Source organism: Paraburkholderia sp. BR10937 (assembly GCF_040965695.1).
GTDB lineage: Bacteria > Pseudomonadota > Gammaproteobacteria > Burkholderiales > Burkholderiaceae > Paraburkholderia.
Window position 1 is genome coordinate 31776 of record NZ_JBFRCL010000068.1, and the last position, 17995, is coordinate 49770.

Annotated in this window: 13 protein-coding genes and 1 pseudogene; 7 read left to right on the top strand and 7 right to left on the bottom strand. The window is 60.9% G+C overall.

Annotated features, from left to right (window positions below; all coding sequences use genetic code 11):
* Positions 1-652: 652 nt before the first annotated feature.
* Positions 653-1600 (bottom strand): lyase, encoded by a 948-nt coding sequence (locus AB4Y44_RS36215; RefSeq protein WP_342924221.1) that lies wholly within the window; start codon positions 1598-1600, stop codon positions 653-655.
* A 584-nt stretch (positions 1601-2184) separates the two neighbouring features.
* Here AB4Y44_RS36215 and AB4Y44_RS36220 point away from each other — a divergent pair.
* Positions 2185-2613 (top strand): VOC family protein, encoded by a 429-nt coding sequence (locus AB4Y44_RS36220; protein ID WP_342924165.1) that lies wholly within the window; start codon positions 2185-2187, stop codon positions 2611-2613.
* 94 nt (positions 2614-2707) lie between these two features.
* On the opposite strand, the gene AB4Y44_RS36225 is transcribed toward AB4Y44_RS36220, so the two are convergent.
* Positions 2708-3124, bottom strand: coding sequence for an AMP-binding protein (locus tag AB4Y44_RS36225; protein WP_368702210.1), 417 nt, complete (start codon positions 3122-3124; stop codon positions 2708-2710).
* A gap of 418 nt (positions 3125-3542) precedes the next feature.
* Between AB4Y44_RS36225 and AB4Y44_RS36230 the strand changes: the two genes are divergently transcribed.
* From AB4Y44_RS36230 to AB4Y44_RS36245, 4 genes are all read left to right on the top strand, one after another.
* On the top strand, positions 3543-8957 hold the full coding sequence (locus tag AB4Y44_RS36230; RefSeq protein WP_342924163.1) for an AAA family ATPase: 5415 nt from the start codon (positions 3543-3545) through the stop codon (positions 8955-8957).
* Positions 8958-9046: 89 nt separating this feature from the next.
* Positions 9047-11491 carry a PAS domain-containing protein gene (locus tag AB4Y44_RS36235; RefSeq protein ID WP_368702211.1) on the top strand — a complete coding sequence of 815 codons (2445 nt, stop codon included), beginning with the start codon at positions 9047-9049 and terminating at the stop codon, positions 11489-11491.
* Positions 11491-11862, top strand: coding sequence for a response regulator (locus tag AB4Y44_RS36240; RefSeq protein WP_342924161.1), 372 nt, complete (start codon positions 11491-11493; stop codon positions 11860-11862). Before AB4Y44_RS36235 ends, AB4Y44_RS36240 begins: the two co-directional genes overlap by 1 nt.
* A 31-nt stretch (positions 11863-11893) precedes the next feature.
* The gene (locus AB4Y44_RS36245; RefSeq protein WP_342924220.1) at positions 11894-12568 is read left to right on the top strand and encodes a response regulator; all 675 of its coding nucleotides are present in this window, start codon (positions 11894-11896) and stop codon (positions 12566-12568) included.
* Between the two features lie 697 nt (positions 12569-13265).
* Here the strand turns inward: AB4Y44_RS36245 and AB4Y44_RS36250 are convergent.
* The 5 genes and pseudogenes from AB4Y44_RS36250 to AB4Y44_RS36270 form a co-directional block, all read right to left on the bottom strand.
* Positions 13266-13990, bottom strand: a pseudogene (locus AB4Y44_RS36250) (biotin/lipoyl-binding protein); the annotation flags it as partial.
* Positions 13983-14219, bottom strand: a complete 237-nt coding sequence (locus AB4Y44_RS36255; protein WP_342924159.1) for a YtcA family lipoprotein — start codon at positions 14217-14219, stop codon at positions 13983-13985. The gene AB4Y44_RS36255 and the pseudogene AB4Y44_RS36250, both read right to left, overlap by 8 nt.
* 45 nt (positions 14220-14264) lie before the next feature.
* Positions 14265-14747 (bottom strand): hypothetical protein, encoded by a 483-nt coding sequence (locus tag AB4Y44_RS36260; RefSeq protein WP_342924158.1) that lies wholly within the window; start codon positions 14745-14747, stop codon positions 14265-14267.
* A complete protein-coding gene (locus tag AB4Y44_RS36265) occupies positions 14744-14992 on the bottom strand; it encodes a hypothetical protein (RefSeq protein WP_342924157.1) in 249 nt (82 codons plus the stop codon). The genes AB4Y44_RS36260 and AB4Y44_RS36265 overlap by 4 nt, the downstream gene beginning before the upstream one ends.
* A 48-nt stretch (positions 14993-15040) precedes the next feature.
* Positions 15041-15571 (bottom strand): lecithin retinol acyltransferase family protein, encoded by a 531-nt coding sequence (locus AB4Y44_RS36270; protein ID WP_342924156.1) that lies wholly within the window; start codon positions 15569-15571, stop codon positions 15041-15043.
* A 258-nt stretch (positions 15572-15829) separates the two neighbouring features.
* Between AB4Y44_RS36270 and AB4Y44_RS36275 the strand changes: the two genes are divergently transcribed.
* On the top strand, positions 15830-16345 hold the full coding sequence (locus tag AB4Y44_RS36275; RefSeq protein ID WP_342924155.1) for a potassium channel family protein: 516 nt from the start codon (positions 15830-15832) through the stop codon (positions 16343-16345).
* Between the two features lie 510 nt (positions 16346-16855).
* A partial coding sequence (locus AB4Y44_RS36280; RefSeq protein WP_368702212.1) for a cytochrome ubiquinol oxidase subunit I occupies positions 16856-17995 on the top strand: 1140 nt, incomplete at its 3' end.

A 17995-nucleotide genomic window follows, 5' to 3' on the forward strand; every position in this document is an offset into this window, starting at 1 on the left:
TGGTCAAGGTACGTTTGTAGTATGGCCATGTGAATTTAAATTTTCAAGCTGGTGAAAATTAGAAAAATTCTGTTCACCAGTCTGTGGGAGACGGCGCGAGGGTGCGATTCGTCTGACTACCGGGGGCCCTGGCGTCCTCGCTCCCATGTCGAAACAAGCGACCGATGTGCACTCGAAGGCGGCCGTTTTCAGTGTGGGAGATCGAACGGCAACATGGGTCGTTTCCGGAAGCTCGTGCCACGCGACTATCAGCGGTCACCGCGTGGTTAGCAAACATTCTGGGTTTCGGCCACAAGGCGACTCACACGCTCGCATCCGCAACGACCGCAATCCGCGTCGTAGCAGACATTCATGCGAGCGCATGACGGCGGAAACAGTCGAGCCGCCGGTCAGTGGCACTCACAGTGCTGCCTGTCAGCAGCTAGCGTCGCCCGCTGCGGCCCCATACGTACCGTACCCACCGATGCCATCGGCTTCTAGGCGTGGGCGCGTTGTGCGCGGGCTGCGCTTCGCGATCCCGCTGGACGGATTTGCGTACCTGTTCGTGGATCTGCCGCAGCGTCATGCCACCAGGACCCTTCAGTTTGTCGGGATCGGAATCGGAATCGTCTGTCATTGGGGGTGCCTGGAGAGAACAACGGTTGCAATGGTCTCACTTGCTGCCGCCAATCGTTGCGCTGGACCGGTAGCGCAGCAGATGATCCGTGCCAGACTCCGCCAGCCAGACTTCTCCCGGCCGGCCCATCATCTGGCGTACGTTCGCGTGTGGCCGCGGCAGCGCAAACGTCTCGAATCGTTCGGTTCTTGGGTCAAAGCGCACTAGCGCATTAGTGCTCCATTCGCTGAGCCAGACGATGTCTCTGTCGTCAACGAATATCGCATACGCATGCGGATCGGAGCCCGGGAGTTTCCATTCGCGCCAACGGTGCGTCGCCGGGTCAAACACTCCCACCTTTCCTGCGTTCCATTCGCTGATCCAGACGCGTCCTTTTGAATCGGACCATACCCGGCGCGCTCCCTGTTTCGGTGTTGGCGGCTCGATGACCTCCGCCGCGCCGCTCACCGGATCGATGCGGCCGAGGTAGCTGCCAGCCAATGAAGCGAAGTACAAGCTGCCATCAGGGGTGACACAGATGCCATAGGCGCCCGGCCCTCGCGGCGCATCGAACACGCGCATGCTGCCGCTGCGCGGGTCAAGCTCACCATAGGTTCCGCCTTGTCCGGTAAACCAAAGGTGCCCCCGTTTGTCGAAAACCGCCGTGTTCAGGTTGGCGTTCTGTCGGTCTTCAGGCAACGGGAAGCGCGCGACAGCGAGTGTCTTCGGATCGACGCGTACGATCGCGTTCAGCCCGCCGTCGGTGATCCATGCGGCTCCATCCGGACCGACGATCACGCCGTGCGGCGCCGATCCGTTGCCGAGCGGGATCCGCTCGGTCTTGCCGCTGCGCGGGTCCAACCTTCCGACTGCGCCTTGCGCCTGCGCGGTGTACCAGACGGAGCCGCCAGACTCTGGCGCGACATCGTGCGGTGCGCTGCCGGAGGGCACAGCAAATGAGTCGAACGAAAGGGACTGAGCCTGCGCCAAACCTGGTGCCAACATCGCACCAACAAGAACCGGCGCAAAATATCGGAAGAAACGGGATGCGTTAATTCCGTTCACCGTCGCGCAAACCGCTGTATTTGCGATGTGAACCACGTCCGCCTCCGTGACGGGATATTGCTGGCACTGATGCGTGCTTATTGTGGCACTAATCGGGAGAATGCTCGGCCTGGGCGCAGACAAAGTGTGTGACAAGCATTTGTCTGCGATTAGCAGGCGGCTCAATGGGCGCGCAACGACGCATGGCGAACTGAGCAAAGGGGCGGCCATGCGCGCGGTGGCCGTCTTATGAGGGCGAATGCGTGAATTCGGCCATCTACGGCCGCTCGACAAAAGTCGGAAAGGGACAATCGAGCGTCCGCAGTACGCTGTGACGTGACACACATAGTCGATGCCGCGAGCACTACCGAACCAACCCGGTCGCCCTTCGCTGCCGCGTGGGGATGCCTGTCGGCCACTTGAAACAAGCCTACACTCATCCATGCTCCGCGCTACCTGAATGCCGCCCGCCACATCAGTTCGACGGGCGCGGGGGGACATGTTCATTCCTCATGGCGCCGCTCATTCGCGGCAAAGGAGAAACCATGGAAAAGATCCCCAAAGCCACGGCCTTGTTCGTCGCAGGCTTCGGCCCGATTGTCATTGAAGCGCGGGCAAGCCGCGAACTCTACAGTCGAGCCTTCGGTATTCCCTTCAAGGAAGAGAAAGGCGGCTACCTCCATACGGAGAGTCTGCAAGGCGCAAACACTTTCGCCTTGTGGCCGCTCTCCCAGGCCGCTCAGTCGTGCTTCGGCACGGATTCGTGGCCTCGTGACGTACCGGTCCCGCAAGCCTGGATTGAGTTTGATGTCGACAACGTCGAAGCGGCTACGGCGGAACTTGAATCACGCGGATATCGAATGCTGGTCAGGAACCGGAATGAGCCGTGGGGCCAGACCGTGAGTCGCTTCATCGGGCCAGAAGGATTGCTGGTAGGAATCACCTTTACGCCATCAATGCGGCAAGGGAAATGATGGCGGTCACCGTGGCAGTCCCGCGTGCGACTGATTCGGCTGCCGAGCACTCGCCTCCCCCGGTGATTGGCTGATGAAGTGCTGAAAACAGGCCTCACTGTCCTTGCGGACCTGGTGGCTGCAACGGAGTCGACTGCGGAAGTTCGCCGGCCACTGCGATCCGCTGCGCACGGGCTTTCGATGGACCTTCGGGTTCGGTCATCGACAGGCGCTGGCCCACACCGATGCTTGCCGTCGCGAGGAAGCTCCCAATCGCCTGAGGGACATCTGGCAAGTATCCGACAATCCGGTCACCCTTTTTAACGCCGAGCCCGCGCAAAGTGTGCGCGACGGCGGCAACCTGGCGTCGTAGTTCAGCCCAAGAAAGGGACCCCGCCGTCGGTCCCCCAGGTTCCGACTCGGCAATTAGCGCCAGCCCAGGCAGCTTTTCGTGCCGCAGTACCTGGTCAACGTAGTTGAGGCGAGTACCGGGGAACCAGCGGGCGCCCGGCATGCGCGATTCTGCTACCATTCGAATCAACGGTCATACGGCATAACCGAAAAAATCTCTGCGGACCATGACAACATCGGTAAGGTGTGCGGTCATGTGAAAAGCACTGGTTGCACTACTAAAGCCGCTTGCCCTCCACCGTCGCGTGGAGCGATGCGGCAGCGAGCCGCTAAGGCGAACCGTACCGGCGACGTTGCGCTGCGCACAAAAGCGGAAGCTATTCGAACACTGAGCGGGCAAGTCACTTGCGCAGGCGATGCCGTCTATCGCCCTCATATTGCGGTACCCGCGCTGCAAAGCACGGAAGCCATGGCTTTGGCCTCCGTCATGAAAGCGATTCCTCGAGAGCATGTCATCTGAGCCTCGGTCCCCCTCGATTGCAGATAGCAGCCAGGTCTTATGGGAGGATGGCGAGCGATACCTCGCGCGCGCATCGCGCTTGAGCCCGGATGGCACGCCGACTTCGGTCATGGAGTTGCGGCCTTTGGCTACCGGCTGCACGCCCGCGAGCCTCGAACGCCTGGCGCACGAATACCATCTGAAGGAAGAGCTTTCCGGCGATTGGGCCGTACGGCCGCTCGAACTGGTGTCTGAGGGCAGCCAGACCGTGCTGGTGCTGGAGGATTCGGGCGCCGCTCCGCTCGACCGGCTGATTGGCCCCCCCCTTCGACTGGAACGGTTCCTGCAGCTTGCCATTGACATTGTCAGTGCTTTGGGGAAGGCCCATCAGCGCGGCCTTATCCACAAGGACATCAAGCCGGCGCATATTCTGGTGAACGACTCAACGGGCGAGGTTAGACTCACCGGCTTCGGCATCGCCTCGCGTCTTCCGCGCGAACGCCAGAGCCCGGAACATCCTGAATTGATCGCGGGAACCCTCGCGTACATGGCGCCCGAGCAAACCGGACGAATGAACCGGTCGATCGATTCGCGCAGCGATCTCTACGCGCTTGGGGTCACGTTGTACGAGATGTTGACCGGGACCCTTCCTTTCACTGCGCTGGATCCTCTGGAATGGGTGCACTGCCACATCGCGCGACAGCCCGCTGCGCCGCATGAGCGCGTCTCAGGCATCCCTGCCCCGCTCTCGGCTATCGTGATGAAACTGCTATCGAAACCCGCCGAGGATCGCTATCAAACCGCAGGCGGCCTGGAGTGGGACCTCAGAAAATGCCTGAGTGAATGGCAAGCCGCTCATCGGATCGATCCTTTCCCGCTCGGAACGCACGATACGACGCGACAGCTTTTGATCCCCGAGAAGCTCTACGGACGTTGCAATGAAATCGCGACGCTTCTGGAGGCGTTCGAGCGCGTCGCAACGCAAGGAACGCGGGACCTGGTCCTCGTGTCCGGCTACTCAGGCATTGGAAAATCCTCCGTCGTCAATGAGTTGCACAAGGTGATCGTGCTGCCCCGGGGTATATTCATCTCGGGAAAATTCGACTTGCGCCTGAGAGACATCCCCTATTCAACATTGGCCCAGGCATTTGCCGAACTAATCCGACAAATCCTGAACGGCCAGGATGCCGAAATTGCGCACTGGCGCGACGTGATCGAAAAAGCCGTTGGCCAGCACGGGCGATTGCTGACCGATCTGATTCCCGAACTTGCGAGCTTGATCGGGCCCCAGCCTGCAGTTCCCGTACTTTCGCCACTGGAAACCCAGTTGAGGTTCCAGGCCGTCTTTCAAAAGTTCGTTGGCGTGTTCGCGCGCGCCGAGCACCCGCTCGTGATTTTCCTGGACGATCTACAGTGGCTCGATCCGGCGACATTAACGGTGGTCGAATATCTGATCACGCATCCTGACATGCATCACGTGCTATTGATCGGTGCGTATCGCGACAACGAAGTCGCGCCCGGGCATCCGCTCATCGAAATGCTCAGTTCGATTCGCGAGGCCGGGACGAAGGTGCATGAGATCGTACTCGGCCCGCTCTCGCCGGAGGACTTTGCCGAACTGCTTTGCGACGCTTTCAGATGCACGCGCGAGCAAGCTTTGCCTCTAGCCAGACTGGTCCACCAGAAAACCGACGGCAATCCATTCTTTGCGGGCCAGTTATTGACGAATCTCGTTGAGGAAGGCCTTCTCGAGTTCGAGCCGGATTCAGCTTCGTGGCGGTGGAACCTCGAGCAGATCGACGCAAAGGGCTTCACCGACAACGTCGTAGAACTGATGGTCCGCAGACTGCAGAGGCTCTCGCCTCGTGCACAGGACGCGGTAAAGTTGCTGGCGTGCCTCGGCAGCCAGGCCGACTTCGGCACGCTAGCGAGCGTCTGGGATGACTCCGAGGCCAGGGTCCATGCCGATTTCGCCGACGCCGTCCGGGCCGGCGCGATCGTTTGCATGGACCGCAGCTTCAAGTTTCTCCATGACCGGGTGCAAGAAGCCGCCTATGCACTGATTCCAGCCGAATCCCGGGCAGAGCATCACTTGCGCATTGGCCGACTGCTTTTGTCGAAACTCGATGAAGCGGACATTGCGACCAGGATTTTTGATCTCGTGAACCAGTTGAATCACGGATCCGAACTGATGGTCGAGCGGCCCGAACGACATCGCGCAGCAACGCTCAACCTCGATGCCGCGAAAAAGGCGAAGGCCTCGACCGCATATCGCTCGGCCTGCAATTATCTCGCGGCGGCTGCGTCGCTGCTTTCGCAGCAAGGTTGGGACGACAGTTACGAGTTGACCTTCGGCGTCTGGTTCGAGCGGGCCGAATGCGAGTTTCTGCTCTCCCATTTCGGCGAAGCCACGCTATGGATCGATGATATATTGCTTCGAGCGCGATCGAAAATACACCGTGCCGAGGCTTACCGGCTCAGGATGGTCCTGCAGTTGGTGAATGCCGACAATGCGTCCGCAGTCAGAACCGCTCGCGAATGTCTGGAAATGTTCGCCATCGATTTACCCGATCATCCTACGGATGACGAAGTATCCGCAGAATTCGATGCAGTATTCGCGCACCTCGGCGCGCGCCCGATCGAAAGCCTCCTTGAACTCCCGATGATGGAGGACCTGGAGATGCGGGAAGTCATGCAGATCTTCCATATGCTAGGGCAGACTGCGTATTTCACCGATATGAACCTCGCCCAGACGATTGCTTGCCGAATGGTCGTCGTGACGCTGGAATACGGCACGACCGAATCGGCTGTCATCGCCTATGCATTTACCTCCATTCTTCTAGGTCCGTTCTTCCACCGATACCAGGACGGCGAGGCATTCGCCCGGTTGGCGGTCGCCGTGGCGGAGAAACATCGTTTCGTGGCTCAACAAGTGGCCGCACATTTCTTTATGCAAATGGCGGTTCTATGGACGCAACCGATCGAGGTCGCATTGGGGTGCGTCGATACGGCCAGGCGGTATGCGCGAGAAACGGGCGAAGTCATTTATGCCAGCTTCAGCCTCGAACATCGACTGACGGATCTTCTTGCGCGCGGCTACCGCCTCAACGAGGCGTGGCTCGATTCGATCAACGCAATCGAGTTCGTCAAGCGAATCCACTTCCGTCACGTGCACGATATTCTCTGCAGTATCCAGCACTTCATCCAGAGGCTTCGCGGGCGCGCCAGCGATGAGACACCGATCGAGGACGCCACGATCGACGCTCAAATCGCGGAAGGTGGTATTGCCGTGGTCAACTGCTTCCACTGGATTTTGCAGGTCCAGCGCCACTATCTGCTAGGCGAACCTGAGAAGGCGCTCGCGTGCGCCGCCAAGGCCAGCCCACTACTTTGGTCCACACGCTGCCACATTCAGTTCGCGAACTACTGCCTCTATCATTCGCTTGCACTCGCCGCGGTTCACAACTCCGCGTCAGCTGCTCGACAAGCGGAGATCAAGGCAGACATCACCGCAAATATCGAGGCATTCGCAACATGGGCGAAAAGCTGTCCGATCACTTTTGCGCACAAGCATCTGCTGCTGCGCGCCGAACTGGCCCGTCTGAATGGACACGACATGCAGGCCATGCGGTTCTACGAGCATGCCGCCCGCTCGGCGGGCGAGCAAGGATTCGTCCAGGATCAGGCACTGGCCAACGAGCTCGCTGCGCAATGCTGCCTCGCCGCTGGCCTCGAACGCGCCGCGCACGCTTATTTGCGTGAGGCGCGGGATGCCTATTCCCAGTGGGGTGCGCACGGCAAGATCGAACAACTGGATCGGCTCTACCCGTTGAGCAAACCCGAAGCTGCGCCTGTCCCACGCGTGACCATCGAGGAACTCGGCGAGCAACTGGATCTCGCGACGATCGTAAAGACGGCTCAGGCAATCTCAGGCGAAATGGTGCTCGAGAACCTGATCAAGTCTTTGATGACGACTGCAATCGAGCACGCTGGCGCCGAACGTGGTCTGTTGATCCTGCGACAGGGCGCCCTGCAGCGGGTCGAGGCCGAAGCCACCATTCAAGGTAGCCGGGTCATCGTGGAATTGCCGCAGCAGTCGCCGAACTCGTTGGCACTGCCGGATTCGCTCCTGCGCTATGTCACAAGCACGCACGAACCCGTCATCATTGACGATGCCTCAGTCGAAAACCGATTCTCCGGCGATCCCTATATCCGCCAGAAATGCGCACGTTCCGTCCTTTGTCTGCCATTGCTCAAGCAGGCCGGGCTGATCGGTGTACTGTACCTCGAGAACAACCTCGCGCCCGGCGTCTTTGCTCCGAAGCGCATCGCCCTGTTGAAGCTGCTCGCCTCGCAGGCGGCGATCGCCTTGGAAAACGCGCGCCTGTACCGCGACCTTGCAGAGCGTGAAGCGAAAATCCGGCGCCTCGTCGATTCCAACATCGTCGGGATCCTGATCGCGGATCTCGAAGGCCGGATCCTCGAAGCCAATGACGCGTTCCTTCGTATGTTGGGATACGGCCGTGACGATCTGCTGGTCGGGCGTCTTAGCTGGAGGGATCTGACGCCACCCGAGTGGATCGAGCGCACCAATACGGAGTGGGAAAAGCTGGAAAAGACCGGGATCTTGCAGCCCTACGAAAAAGAGTACTTCAGGAAGGATGGCAGCCGCGTGCCGGTGCTGATCGGCATTGCAATGCTTGGCGAGAACTCGACTGAAGCTATCGGGTTTGTGCTCGATCTGAGCGAACTCAAACGCGCGGAAGCGGATGCTCGCCAGATGCAGCTTGAGCTCGCACATGCGAACCGCGTCACTGCAATTGGGCAACTCGCAGCGTCGATCAGCCACGAAATGAAGCAGCCGATCGCTGCGACGACCGTCAATGCGTCGACAGGTCTGCGCTGCCTGGGTCTCGACCCACCGGATGTCGAGGAGGCACGTCGGGCGTTTGATCGTATCGTCCGTGACGCGAGGCGTGCAGGCGAGGTGATAAAGCGTATTCATGGCCTCGTCATCAAGGCCCCGATGAGCAACGAGATCTTGCAGATCAACGAGGCGATTCGCGAGGTGATGGCGCTCACGTCCAGCGAGGCGACCCGGAACGGCGTTTCCGTGCGGCTGCGGCTTGCGGAGGATCTACCGGCCATCAAGGGCGACCGGGTGCAAATCCAGCAGGTGATTCTGAACCTCATTATCAACGCCATTGATGCAATGAGCGCGGTTGATAAAGGGCCGCGGGAATTGACGATCGACACCGCGATGAGCGAGCCGGGCGTCGTCCTTGTGGCTGTGCGCGACTCCGGTCCGGGCATCGCCCCGGAGAACATCGAGCGCCTCTTCGAACCGTTTTACACGACGAAGGCCAGCGGAATGGGCATGGGGCTGCCGATCTGCCATTCGATCGTCGAAACTCATGGCGGGCGCCTGTGGGCGGGCAACCACGCCGGCCGCGGTGCGATCTTTCAATTCACGTTGCCCATCAATCCCGCCGTTTCAGCCGCCGTTTCAGCGTAAGCCTGCCCAAACCGACACCAAGGTATATTGACTCCCGGTTCTCGAAAGCCGATCGTTGTAGCGTAAGGCACGCGGCAAAAAGGATCGCGATGGAAAACGAACTCAGTCGTACTGTGGATGCGCTCCCAGGGTTGGTCTGGACAGCCTTCCCTGACGGCCGCATCGAGTTCGTCAATCGGCGCTGGTGCGAATATACGGGGCTTTCCGTCGAGCAAGCGTCCGGCGAAGGCTGGCAGACGGCGTTCCATCCCGATGATCAGCCGGGGCTGATCGAAGCCTGGCGAACCGTCCTCGCCTCCGGCGAGCGGGGCGAGGCGGAAGCGCGCATGCGTCGCTTCGATGGCGTGTATCGCTGGTTCACATGCCGAGCCAGTCCGATTACCGATGCTACCGGTCAAGCCGTAAAGTGGTGCGGGATCAACTCAGACATCGAGGACCGCAAGCAGACCGAAGCTGCGCTGCGCGCGCAAGAACAGCGCTTCGAACTGATCGTCGATGGCCTCCCCACCCGGGTCATCCTTTTCTCGCCCGACGGGGACGTCTTGCACGCCAACCGTCATACGCTCGAATTTTCCGGCTCGACCCTCGAGGAGTTGCGGGGATGGAAAACCAACGGCCTGACCTACCCCGATGATCGGGCGGCGGTGATCGCCCGGTTCCGGGCGTCGATCAGCACCGGCGAGCCCTATGATGCGGAGTCGCGCCATCGCCGTGCCGATGGCGTCTACCGATGGTTCCGCGTGCAAGGCTTTCCGTTGCGCGATAACGAGGGCCGAATCGCTCTCTGGTATTTCCTTCAGACGGATATCGATGACCGCAAGCGTGCCGAGGCACTGCTCGAGGGCGAGAATCGCCTGCTGGAGATGGTCGCGACAGGGCAGCCTTTGCCAAACGTTCTCGACGACCTATGTCGACTCGTCGAAGAGATCGCGACCGACTGCGTCTGCAGAGTCACCTTTCGGGAAACACACGACACCGCGTGCCTGCATCTGGGATCTCCCGGTCTCCCGAAGCGTTTTCTCCCCCCTGTCGGTGCGCGTGCCACGTCCGATGACTCCGGCCCACTGGGCATGGCGGTGTCCCTCAAGGCGCAGGTGATCGTGCCCGATGTCGCGTCGGACGCGCGCTGGACCAAGGCGTGGCGCGAGCGCAGCCTCGCGCATGGACTGCGTTCCTGCTGGGCGACGCCGATCCTGTCGCGTACCGACGAAGTGCTGGGAACGTTCACGCTGTTTCGGTCTGCTCCCGGCGATCCCACGCCTATCCAGCGCGAACTGATCGCACAGTTCACGCACATCGCGAGCATCGCCATCGAGCGGGCACATAGCATCGCTGCGCGTCAGGAGGCGGATGAGCGCTTACGCCAAAGCGCGGCGCTGATGGCCAAAGTGGAGCAGCTCAGTTCGAGCGGCAGCTTCTGCTGGCACCTTGAAACGGGCGCGTTCACGTGGTCAGATCAGCTTTACCGCATCTTCGGGATCGAACCGGGGGTGCCGATTACGATAGACACGATCGCCTCCCGCTTCCACCCTGGCGACCGCCATCTACTTGACGAAATGATCGAGCGGGCGCGAGAAGGCAAAGATCTGGAGTTCGAAATCCGACTGCTGCTGCCCAACGGCCCGGTCAGGCACATTCACATACAGGCGCACGCCACGCGCGACCCGCAAGGCTCGCTGGACTACATCGGCGCCGCGCAGGACATGACGGAGCGTCGGGCGTCCGAAGATGCGCTTCTCGCGTTGCGCGCCGAATTGGCCCATCTGGGCCGGGTCAACACTCAAGGCGCGTTGACGGCCTCGATCGCGCACGAGATCAACCAGCCGCTGACTGGCATCGTGACCAACGCCAGCACCGGCCTGCGCATGCTGAGTGCAGAACCGCCCAATGTGGAAGGCGCGCTCGAGACGGTACGACGCACGATCCGCGACGGGCACCGCGCATCGGAGGTGATGAAACGCCTGCGCGCGCTGTTCAGCAACAAATCCATCACGACCGATACGGTTGATCTGGTCGAAGCGACTCGGGAGGTGATTGATCTGCTGCAAGGCGAGATTCGCAACAAGCGGATCGTGCTGCATCTGAAGACGGCTGACGATCTGCCGCCTGTCGCCGGGGACAAGATCCAGCTCCAGCAGGTGGTGCTCAACCTGCTTGTCAACGCCGTGGAGGCGATGAATGGCGTCGACGACCGGCCACGGCAGATATTGGTGAGCATCGAGCGCGACGATGGTGACCACGTGCGGCTCTCCGTGACCGATTCGGGCGCGGGCATCGACCCACAGCTTGCCGGCAAGCTCTTCGATCCGCTTTTTACGACCAAGCGGGAAGGCATGGGCATCGGCCTGTCCGTAAGCCGTTGCATTATCGAAAGCCTCGACGGCCGGTTGTGGGTCTCCTCGAACAAAGACTGCGGCGCCACATTTACTTTCTCCATTCCGTGTCGGCCGGACAGCGTGGCCGCCGCCGAGCGGTCCGCGCCCGCAGGACAGTCCGCGCGCGCGGACGCGGAGCGACCCCGAAGGAATCTGTGATGACAGAGCGCCCGCTTATCGCGGTGGTCGACGATGACGAGTCGGTGCGCGAATCGCTGCCCGACCTGCTGCATATGTTCGGCTTCGCAACCCGGGCATTTGGGTCGGCAGAAGAATTTCTGGCCTCCGGTTGCGCCGGTGAAGTGCGCTGCCTGATCCTCGACGTCGCCATGCCCGGCATGTCCGGCGAGGACCTTCAGCACGAGCTCAAGCGGCGCCGGGAAGCCGTTCCCATTGTCTTCATCACGGCGCATGGGGACGAGGTGCTGCGCCCGCGCATGCTCGAACAAGGTGCCGTCGATTGTCTGCTCAAACCCTTCAGCGACACCGCCCTTCTGGGGGCGATCCAGGCCGCGCTCAAGGTCGAATGATTCACCCCGGGGCCTGTGAATGGAGTTCAAGATGATACCCGCTCGTGCAGTTGAAGCCACCTCGAAATCGTCGTCAGCGCAAGCCACGCCGGTCGTCTTCGTCGTCGATGACGATGTCTCGGTGCGTGAGTCGCTCGAAGCCATGATTCGCTTTGCTGGTCTAAGGGCGGAGACCTTTGCTTGCGCCCAGGACTTTCTCGGACGCACGCGCGCGATGGTCCCGAACTGTCTCGTGCTGGATGTCAGCCTGCCCGATCTCAGCGGCCTCGACCTGCAAAACCTGATTGCGTCCGAGCGTACCGACATGCCGATCATCTTCATCACCGGCTACGGCGACGTGCCGATGACGGTGCGAGCCATGAAAGCGGGAGCGGCCGAATTTCTCACCAAGCCATTCGACGACCAGGTGCTGCTGGACGCCATCCGGCACGCGATCGAGCGCAGCCGCGCGGCGTTGGGCGAGGAAGCCGGGATGCAGTCGATCCGTGATCGCTACGCCTCACTCAGTCAGCGCGAGCGGGAGGTCATGGCGTTGGTGGTATCCGGCCTGCTGAACAAACAGGTCGGAGCCGAACTGGGCATCAGCGAGATCACAGTGAAGGTGCACCGCCGACATGTGATGCAAAAGATGGCTGCCCGCTCGCTCCCCGAACTAGTCAACATCGCACGAAGACTGACCCAGAGCACGCAAGTGCGTGAAGGCTAGGTCACCTTACCCGCGGCGCAACCGGTTCCTCGTCGAGATACCCGCCTCCGAGCGCTTTCGACAGTGCGATCGCCTGACTGAGGCGCTGCCCGTCGAGTTCCCGCATGGAGATGCGTTCGAGCAACACTGCCTGGCGAGCGTCCATTGCCGTCAGTCGGCTCGCAACGCCTATCATAGTGCGCCTGAGCACTGGCCTCGGCGAACGACACCGCGTCGATTTTCTCCGCCTGCAGCAGGGCTTCCTGGTCGAGGTCCTGAAGTCTGCTACCCGTTACCGCTACGTCGCGCACGACATTCACCACGGCCTGGTTGTATTGCGCGATGAGTGTGTTGCTGGCCTGCGAGCGCCGCTCAGGTTCGCGTTGAGCGGGCCGCCATCAAATACCGGCAGATATAGACCGGGAATCAGATTGATCTGCTGACTGGCATGTGTAAAAAGGTCCGCAAGGTGTAGCGCGTTGAGGCCAAAAAACGCCTTGATGTCGAAGCTCGGATAAAACGCGGCCTTCGCGGCGTCGATACGATCGAACGAAGACTGCACATACCAGCGCAGCACTTGCAGGTCCGGACGACGCGCAAGCAGTTCGTATGACAGTGTCGGCGGCAATGCGGACTGCTGCAGCGGCAACGCGACGGGCCTGATGTCGGAAAGATCGTCCGGACCTGCGCCAAGCAACGCACGCAGCGATTCACAAAAATCGATCAACGTGAAAACAGGATTCAGTGCCGATGCGAATTGCCCGACCGTCGTGCGCAGCGAGACCACCCGACCGTCGAACGGCGCATGCACCTCCGTGAACTCGAGATTCAGCTCGGCAAGGGCAATTTGTGCCCTGACTTCCGCGCGCTGCGCGACAAACGCATCAACGCCGCTAACCGCTGCGCTAGCCTGCTGCGCCTCGCGCATCGCGGCATTTAGTTCGCCTGCGCGGAGCGCTGCGCAGTTCGTGCGCGATCGACTTCCTCGGCGGATACTTAGCCCTGCGCGAGCAAGGGTTCGGCGCGGCGCAGCGTGTCCTCGGCCTGGTTTGCCACTGCGCGGGCCCGCTCGAAGGCAGCCTGCACGGAATCCGCGTTGTATTGCTGCGCATGGACCGTACGCTGCGTCAAAACGATCTGGTTGTTGAGCGTGTCGAGCCGTGCGCGCGCCTCATCCCGCGCAGTCTGACAGGGGCGCGGGTCGATGCGCAGTAGCAGATCGCCTCGCTTGACGGCCTGATTGTCGCGCACGGGAAGCTCGATGATCCGGCCGCTGACTTCGGGAACGACGCTGATCGTGTCCGCGTACATAAAAGCGTCGTCGGTAGACGGTGCGTGATCGAGCTGCCACAGAACCACGACCAGTAAGCCGATGGCGATCAGCACAATCGCAGCGGCAGGATGCTTCTTCATGTGCCGCGCGGCGCGAGCGTCGTCAGTCATTTTTGGACCACGTCAACGGTGAAAAAACGCCAGCCAGGCGGTCATCGCAAGCAGCGCACTCGGCGCCGGATACGAGCGGTGCGAGCGCCAGGATCGCTCCGCGCCGGCTCAATGCGAGGTGGACGAGAATAGTCCCCGTGATGCCGCCGAGAATACAGAGCAACCAGTCCGGAAAGGCTGCACCGAACAGCGGAATCGATGGCGCAAATGCGCAACCGCCGAGCAGCACAGCCGTGCATTGTCAGCAATGACAGACTCACGGCAATCGAGCGGCTCATTGCGGGTCGTTCGCCGTAGGGCGGCCTTCGATCAAACGTTCGCTGACACTTTCTCCGTTCCACGACGCCAGAGCGAACGCGACAACATACGCCGCTTTACCGAGGCATTCGACCGTCGAGACGAGAGCAAGGGCAACACTGTGCGTGTACTCTAGAGGTAACGCCGGTGCCACAGCGAATACACTCGCTGCGCAAATGAAAGCGAAGACGTGACGGGTCAAGCGCAGGTCGACAATGGCAGCGAAACCGATGAGGCAAACCAGTACCTTCGACGCCACCACAGCGAGCAGTGAGGTTAAATCGATCGACCCGCTCAGTTCCAGCGGTGCCTCAATCAGTGTCCAGCAACAGACCACAATGACTGACACCTTGAGCAGGCGCTCCGATCTGGACACGAGATCGTCGGCATCCGCCGAGACCCCCGATACGTAGTGCGCGCCGGGAACGCGCTTCGTCAAATTGCCAAAGCCGTGGTTCATCGCACAGACCTCCACGCGGACATGGCCGGCCGCGCTGGCGCGGGCGGATAGACATTCCACGATCCATCGCTGTGACGGAAGAAGACAATCGACAGCAGACCGCCGCCGGAGAGCACCGTTTCGACGCACACGCAGCGCCGATGCATGCCAGTGCCGCGAACCCGCACGACATGCGCGCGCATCGCAAGCGTGGGCGCGAGCCATTTGTCGACGGCCCAGTGCAGGGTCATTTCGGTCGGGCTCATGGTGGCCTCCTTCGCGCCTTTGTCCGTATCTAACTGAAGTGAGGGGAATCACGCCGCAGGAACCGCTGCGCGATCGGTTTTGACCCGGATGCCGATGAGGGCGCTCACGAGACACAGCAGCGCGTGGACGCCTGCGCCCGGATGTTTGAGGAATGCGTGGATCTGTTCGCTGCGGCTTTCACCAACCAGACACCATGCGCAGAAGTGCTCGCAATTGTTCGTCAGCAGGCGATAGCGGTCTTCGCCGAGCCGCGAGCGGGCGCGCAGCACGGTTTGGACGCCGGAATACTTCGGGTACGGACGCCGACGCACAGCAACCGTGTGACCATCGGCGAACTGGTCGAGCGGGACTTCCTCGATGGGGCCGTGACGCACGGACTTCACGAAACCCGCATAGTGAATGACCATGCCGCTACCGACATAAATGCCGTGATGTTCGTAGCCGTGGCGTTTAGTGATCAGGTGGGCACCGAGAACGGGTTCGTCATTCGAGCCGCCAAGCGCGACGTCAGTCGATGTATAGGCGGCTGCACGTTGTGCGCAGTATTCAGTACCTGATTGGTGGCGGTTACGATACATTGCTCAGCTCCAGGTCCTCGGGGGCAAACGGCTGATCCTGCAAACGAGCCATGCCAGCGCATGAAAGCGTGGCCTCGTTTGGAGTGGCGGCTTACGAACCAATCTAGGGCGTCCCCAACTCAGCCGCAATTACACCTTGGGGTGCAAGACACGTATTTGCCGGGATGCGAAGGTGTGACTAACACCATCGTGCAATGGCTCCCCGCTCCGCCGTGGGCCTAACCTCGCCTGGTGTACGAAGACTGTTGGAGATGATCCATGGATAAGAATCGTGGGCGTTCCGCGCCCGCCCCACTGAAGGCTGGCCATGTGTTCGAAGAATTTGCGAGGACCCTGTGGTACCTCCATGCGCCGCTTGCAGCGTTATTTGTGTTGTTTCTTGTGCTTTCGGCGGTGATGTACTACGCCGGCGGTCCAATCGAAACGGCAAGCGAAACGCCATCCTCGTTTGGGAAAGTCCTCTACTTTTGCATAATCACGGCGCTCACGATCGGCTACGGCGACGTGGTGCCCACGACAATCGTGGGTCGGATCGATTCGATACTGATCGGAGTGCAGGGCGTATTGTTGACGAGTATGGTCACAGCCGCATTCGTTCACGCGGTTCAGGAGGCAGCGCGCCGCGCCGGCGCGCAAGATGATGCCCAGGTGCTGTGCGGCCGGGGCAAGTTCAACATTGGCGAAAATGACGAAGCCGCTCCGGCTTCACGAAAACCAGCAGCCAACCCGGAATACGCTGCCAATGCCAACACGCGCCCAACAGGCCGTCAGTAGTGCGGCCAGAAGCACGGCGCCAACCATGAGCGCGAGAATCGCGTAACCGGCCGGTGGCATAGGGCCGTCCGCAAAAGCAGCCCACTTTCTGGCGCTTGTCGCGATCTGGACGGTGCGTCGCACCTGGCCCGTGATGTAAGCGCTACAAAGGCGCGACGCAATGGCGGTGAAGATTTCGCTTTTCATCATGACGGGTCGCCGCAAGCACCATCCAGACAGTCCCCAATACAGAGACCTTGTATAGCGAGCCGATCTGACCGCCGTCTCGTTGGTATTCGCGAAAAACGTTTTGCCTGCGAACCAATTTAGGCCGAGCCGCCCACAGTCGCAATTAAACTTTGGGAGCAGGTTTTCGTGACCTTCCATCGCTTCGGCGCCTCGGTATCGTTACACCTTTGTGCAATTGAGCCGCGCACCATCAATGCCTAAGGTTGCTCTATACGGGCAACGTCTCCCAACGCTGGCGTCGCTCAAACGTAGCCACTCGCACACCGCAATGGGACGGTCACCATGCTCACTGACGTACTCCAGCTCTCGCGCGCGCAGTTCGCGATGACCACGATCTTCCACATCGTGTGGCCTATCCTCACTGTCAGTCTGTCGATATTTCTGCTGCTGATCGAAGTCCTGTGGATTCGCACCGGCGACGTGATGTACTACCGCCACGCCCGCCACTGGAGCAAGCTGCTCGCGCTCAATTTCGCGGTAGGCGTGGTGACTGGCATTCCGCTGGAATTTCAGTTTGGCACCAACTGGTCCCGCTTCGCACGGTTCAGTGGCCAGTTCGTCGGCAATATTCTCGGTTTCGAAGGCGCAATGGCGTTCATGCTCGAAGCCGGATTCATCGGCGTGATGATGCTCGGCTGGGGACGTGTGTCACGTGGCGTCCACGTCTTTGCCACGGCGATGGTAGCGCTCGGATCCAGCATTTCCGTATTCTGGATCATGGTCGCCAATTCGTGGATGCAGACGCCCGCCGGTATCACCGTCGTCAACGGCAAGCTAGTGATCACAGACTATGCAGCGGCCATCTTCAACCCCGACATGGTGTGGGCCGTCTCTCACATGTGGACGGCCGCGATCGAAACCGGGATGTTTGTGATCGCAGGCATCTCGGCATACCACCTGTTCCGCCGGAGGCACCCGGAGTTCTTTGCGCGTTCCTTCAAGATCGCACTGGGCGTGCTCGTTGTCGTTGCACCGCTTCAGGTCTGGCTGGGGGACTCCAGCGGCACCAGCGTGTTCGCGACTCAACCCGCGAAAGGTGCCGCGATCGAAGGGCACTGGCAGACCAACAAGCCGGGCACAGGCGCCGCATGGTCGCTCGTTGCATGGCCCGATCAGCAAAATCAGCGTAATGACTGGTCGATCGAAGTGCCGGGACTCTTGAGCATTCTCGGCACGCACTCGCTGCACGGACGGGTCTCGGGTCTCACGGACTTCCCGCGTGCCGACCAGCCGCCGATGGTGCCGCTCCTCTACTACGCGTTCCGGGTGATGGCCGGCATCGGCTTCGCGTTCATGCTGCTCGCGCTCTGGACCGCGTATGCGCTGCACAAAGCGCGCGGCAACCTCGAACGCCTCCTCGCGCAGCGCAAGCTCCTGCTCGCATGGGTACTGTGCATCCCGCTGCCTTACGTGGCCGTCGAG

What these genes read in the sequence shown, in the direction of transcription:
- AB4Y44_RS36225 (WP_368702210.1), bottom strand. Translation starts at nt 3,124, where the DNA reads ATGGTAGCAGAATCGCGCATGCCGGGCGCCCGCTGGTTCCCCGGTACT.
- AB4Y44_RS36265 (WP_342924157.1), bottom strand. Translation starts at nt 14,992, where the DNA reads ATGAGCCCGACCGAAATGACCCTGCACTGGGCCGTCGACAAATGGCTC.
- AB4Y44_RS36275 (WP_342924155.1), top strand. Translation starts at nt 15,830, where the DNA reads ATGGATAAGAATCGTGGGCGTTCCGCGCCCGCCCCACTGAAGGCTGGC.
- AB4Y44_RS36260 (WP_342924158.1), bottom strand. Translation starts at nt 14,747, where the DNA reads ATGAACCACGGCTTTGGCAATTTGACGAAGCGCGTTCCCGGCGCGCAC.
- AB4Y44_RS36270 (WP_342924156.1), bottom strand. Translation starts at nt 15,571, where the DNA reads ATGTATCGTAACCGCCACCAATCAGGTACTGAATACTGCGCACAACGT.
- AB4Y44_RS36240 (WP_342924161.1), top strand. Translation starts at nt 11,491, where the DNA reads ATGACAGAGCGCCCGCTTATCGCGGTGGTCGACGATGACGAGTCGGTG.
- AB4Y44_RS36245 (WP_342924220.1), top strand. Translation starts at nt 11,894, where the DNA reads ATGATACCCGCTCGTGCAGTTGAAGCCACCTCGAAATCGTCGTCAGCG.
- AB4Y44_RS36235 (WP_368702211.1), top strand. Translation starts at nt 9,047, where the DNA reads ATGGAAAACGAACTCAGTCGTACTGTGGATGCGCTCCCAGGGTTGGTC.
- AB4Y44_RS36215 (WP_342924221.1), bottom strand. Translation starts at nt 1,600, where the DNA reads ATGTTGGCACCAGGTTTGGCGCAGGCTCAGTCCCTTTCGTTCGACTCA.
- AB4Y44_RS36220 (WP_342924165.1), top strand. Translation starts at nt 2,185, where the DNA reads ATGGAAAAGATCCCCAAAGCCACGGCCTTGTTCGTCGCAGGCTTCGGC.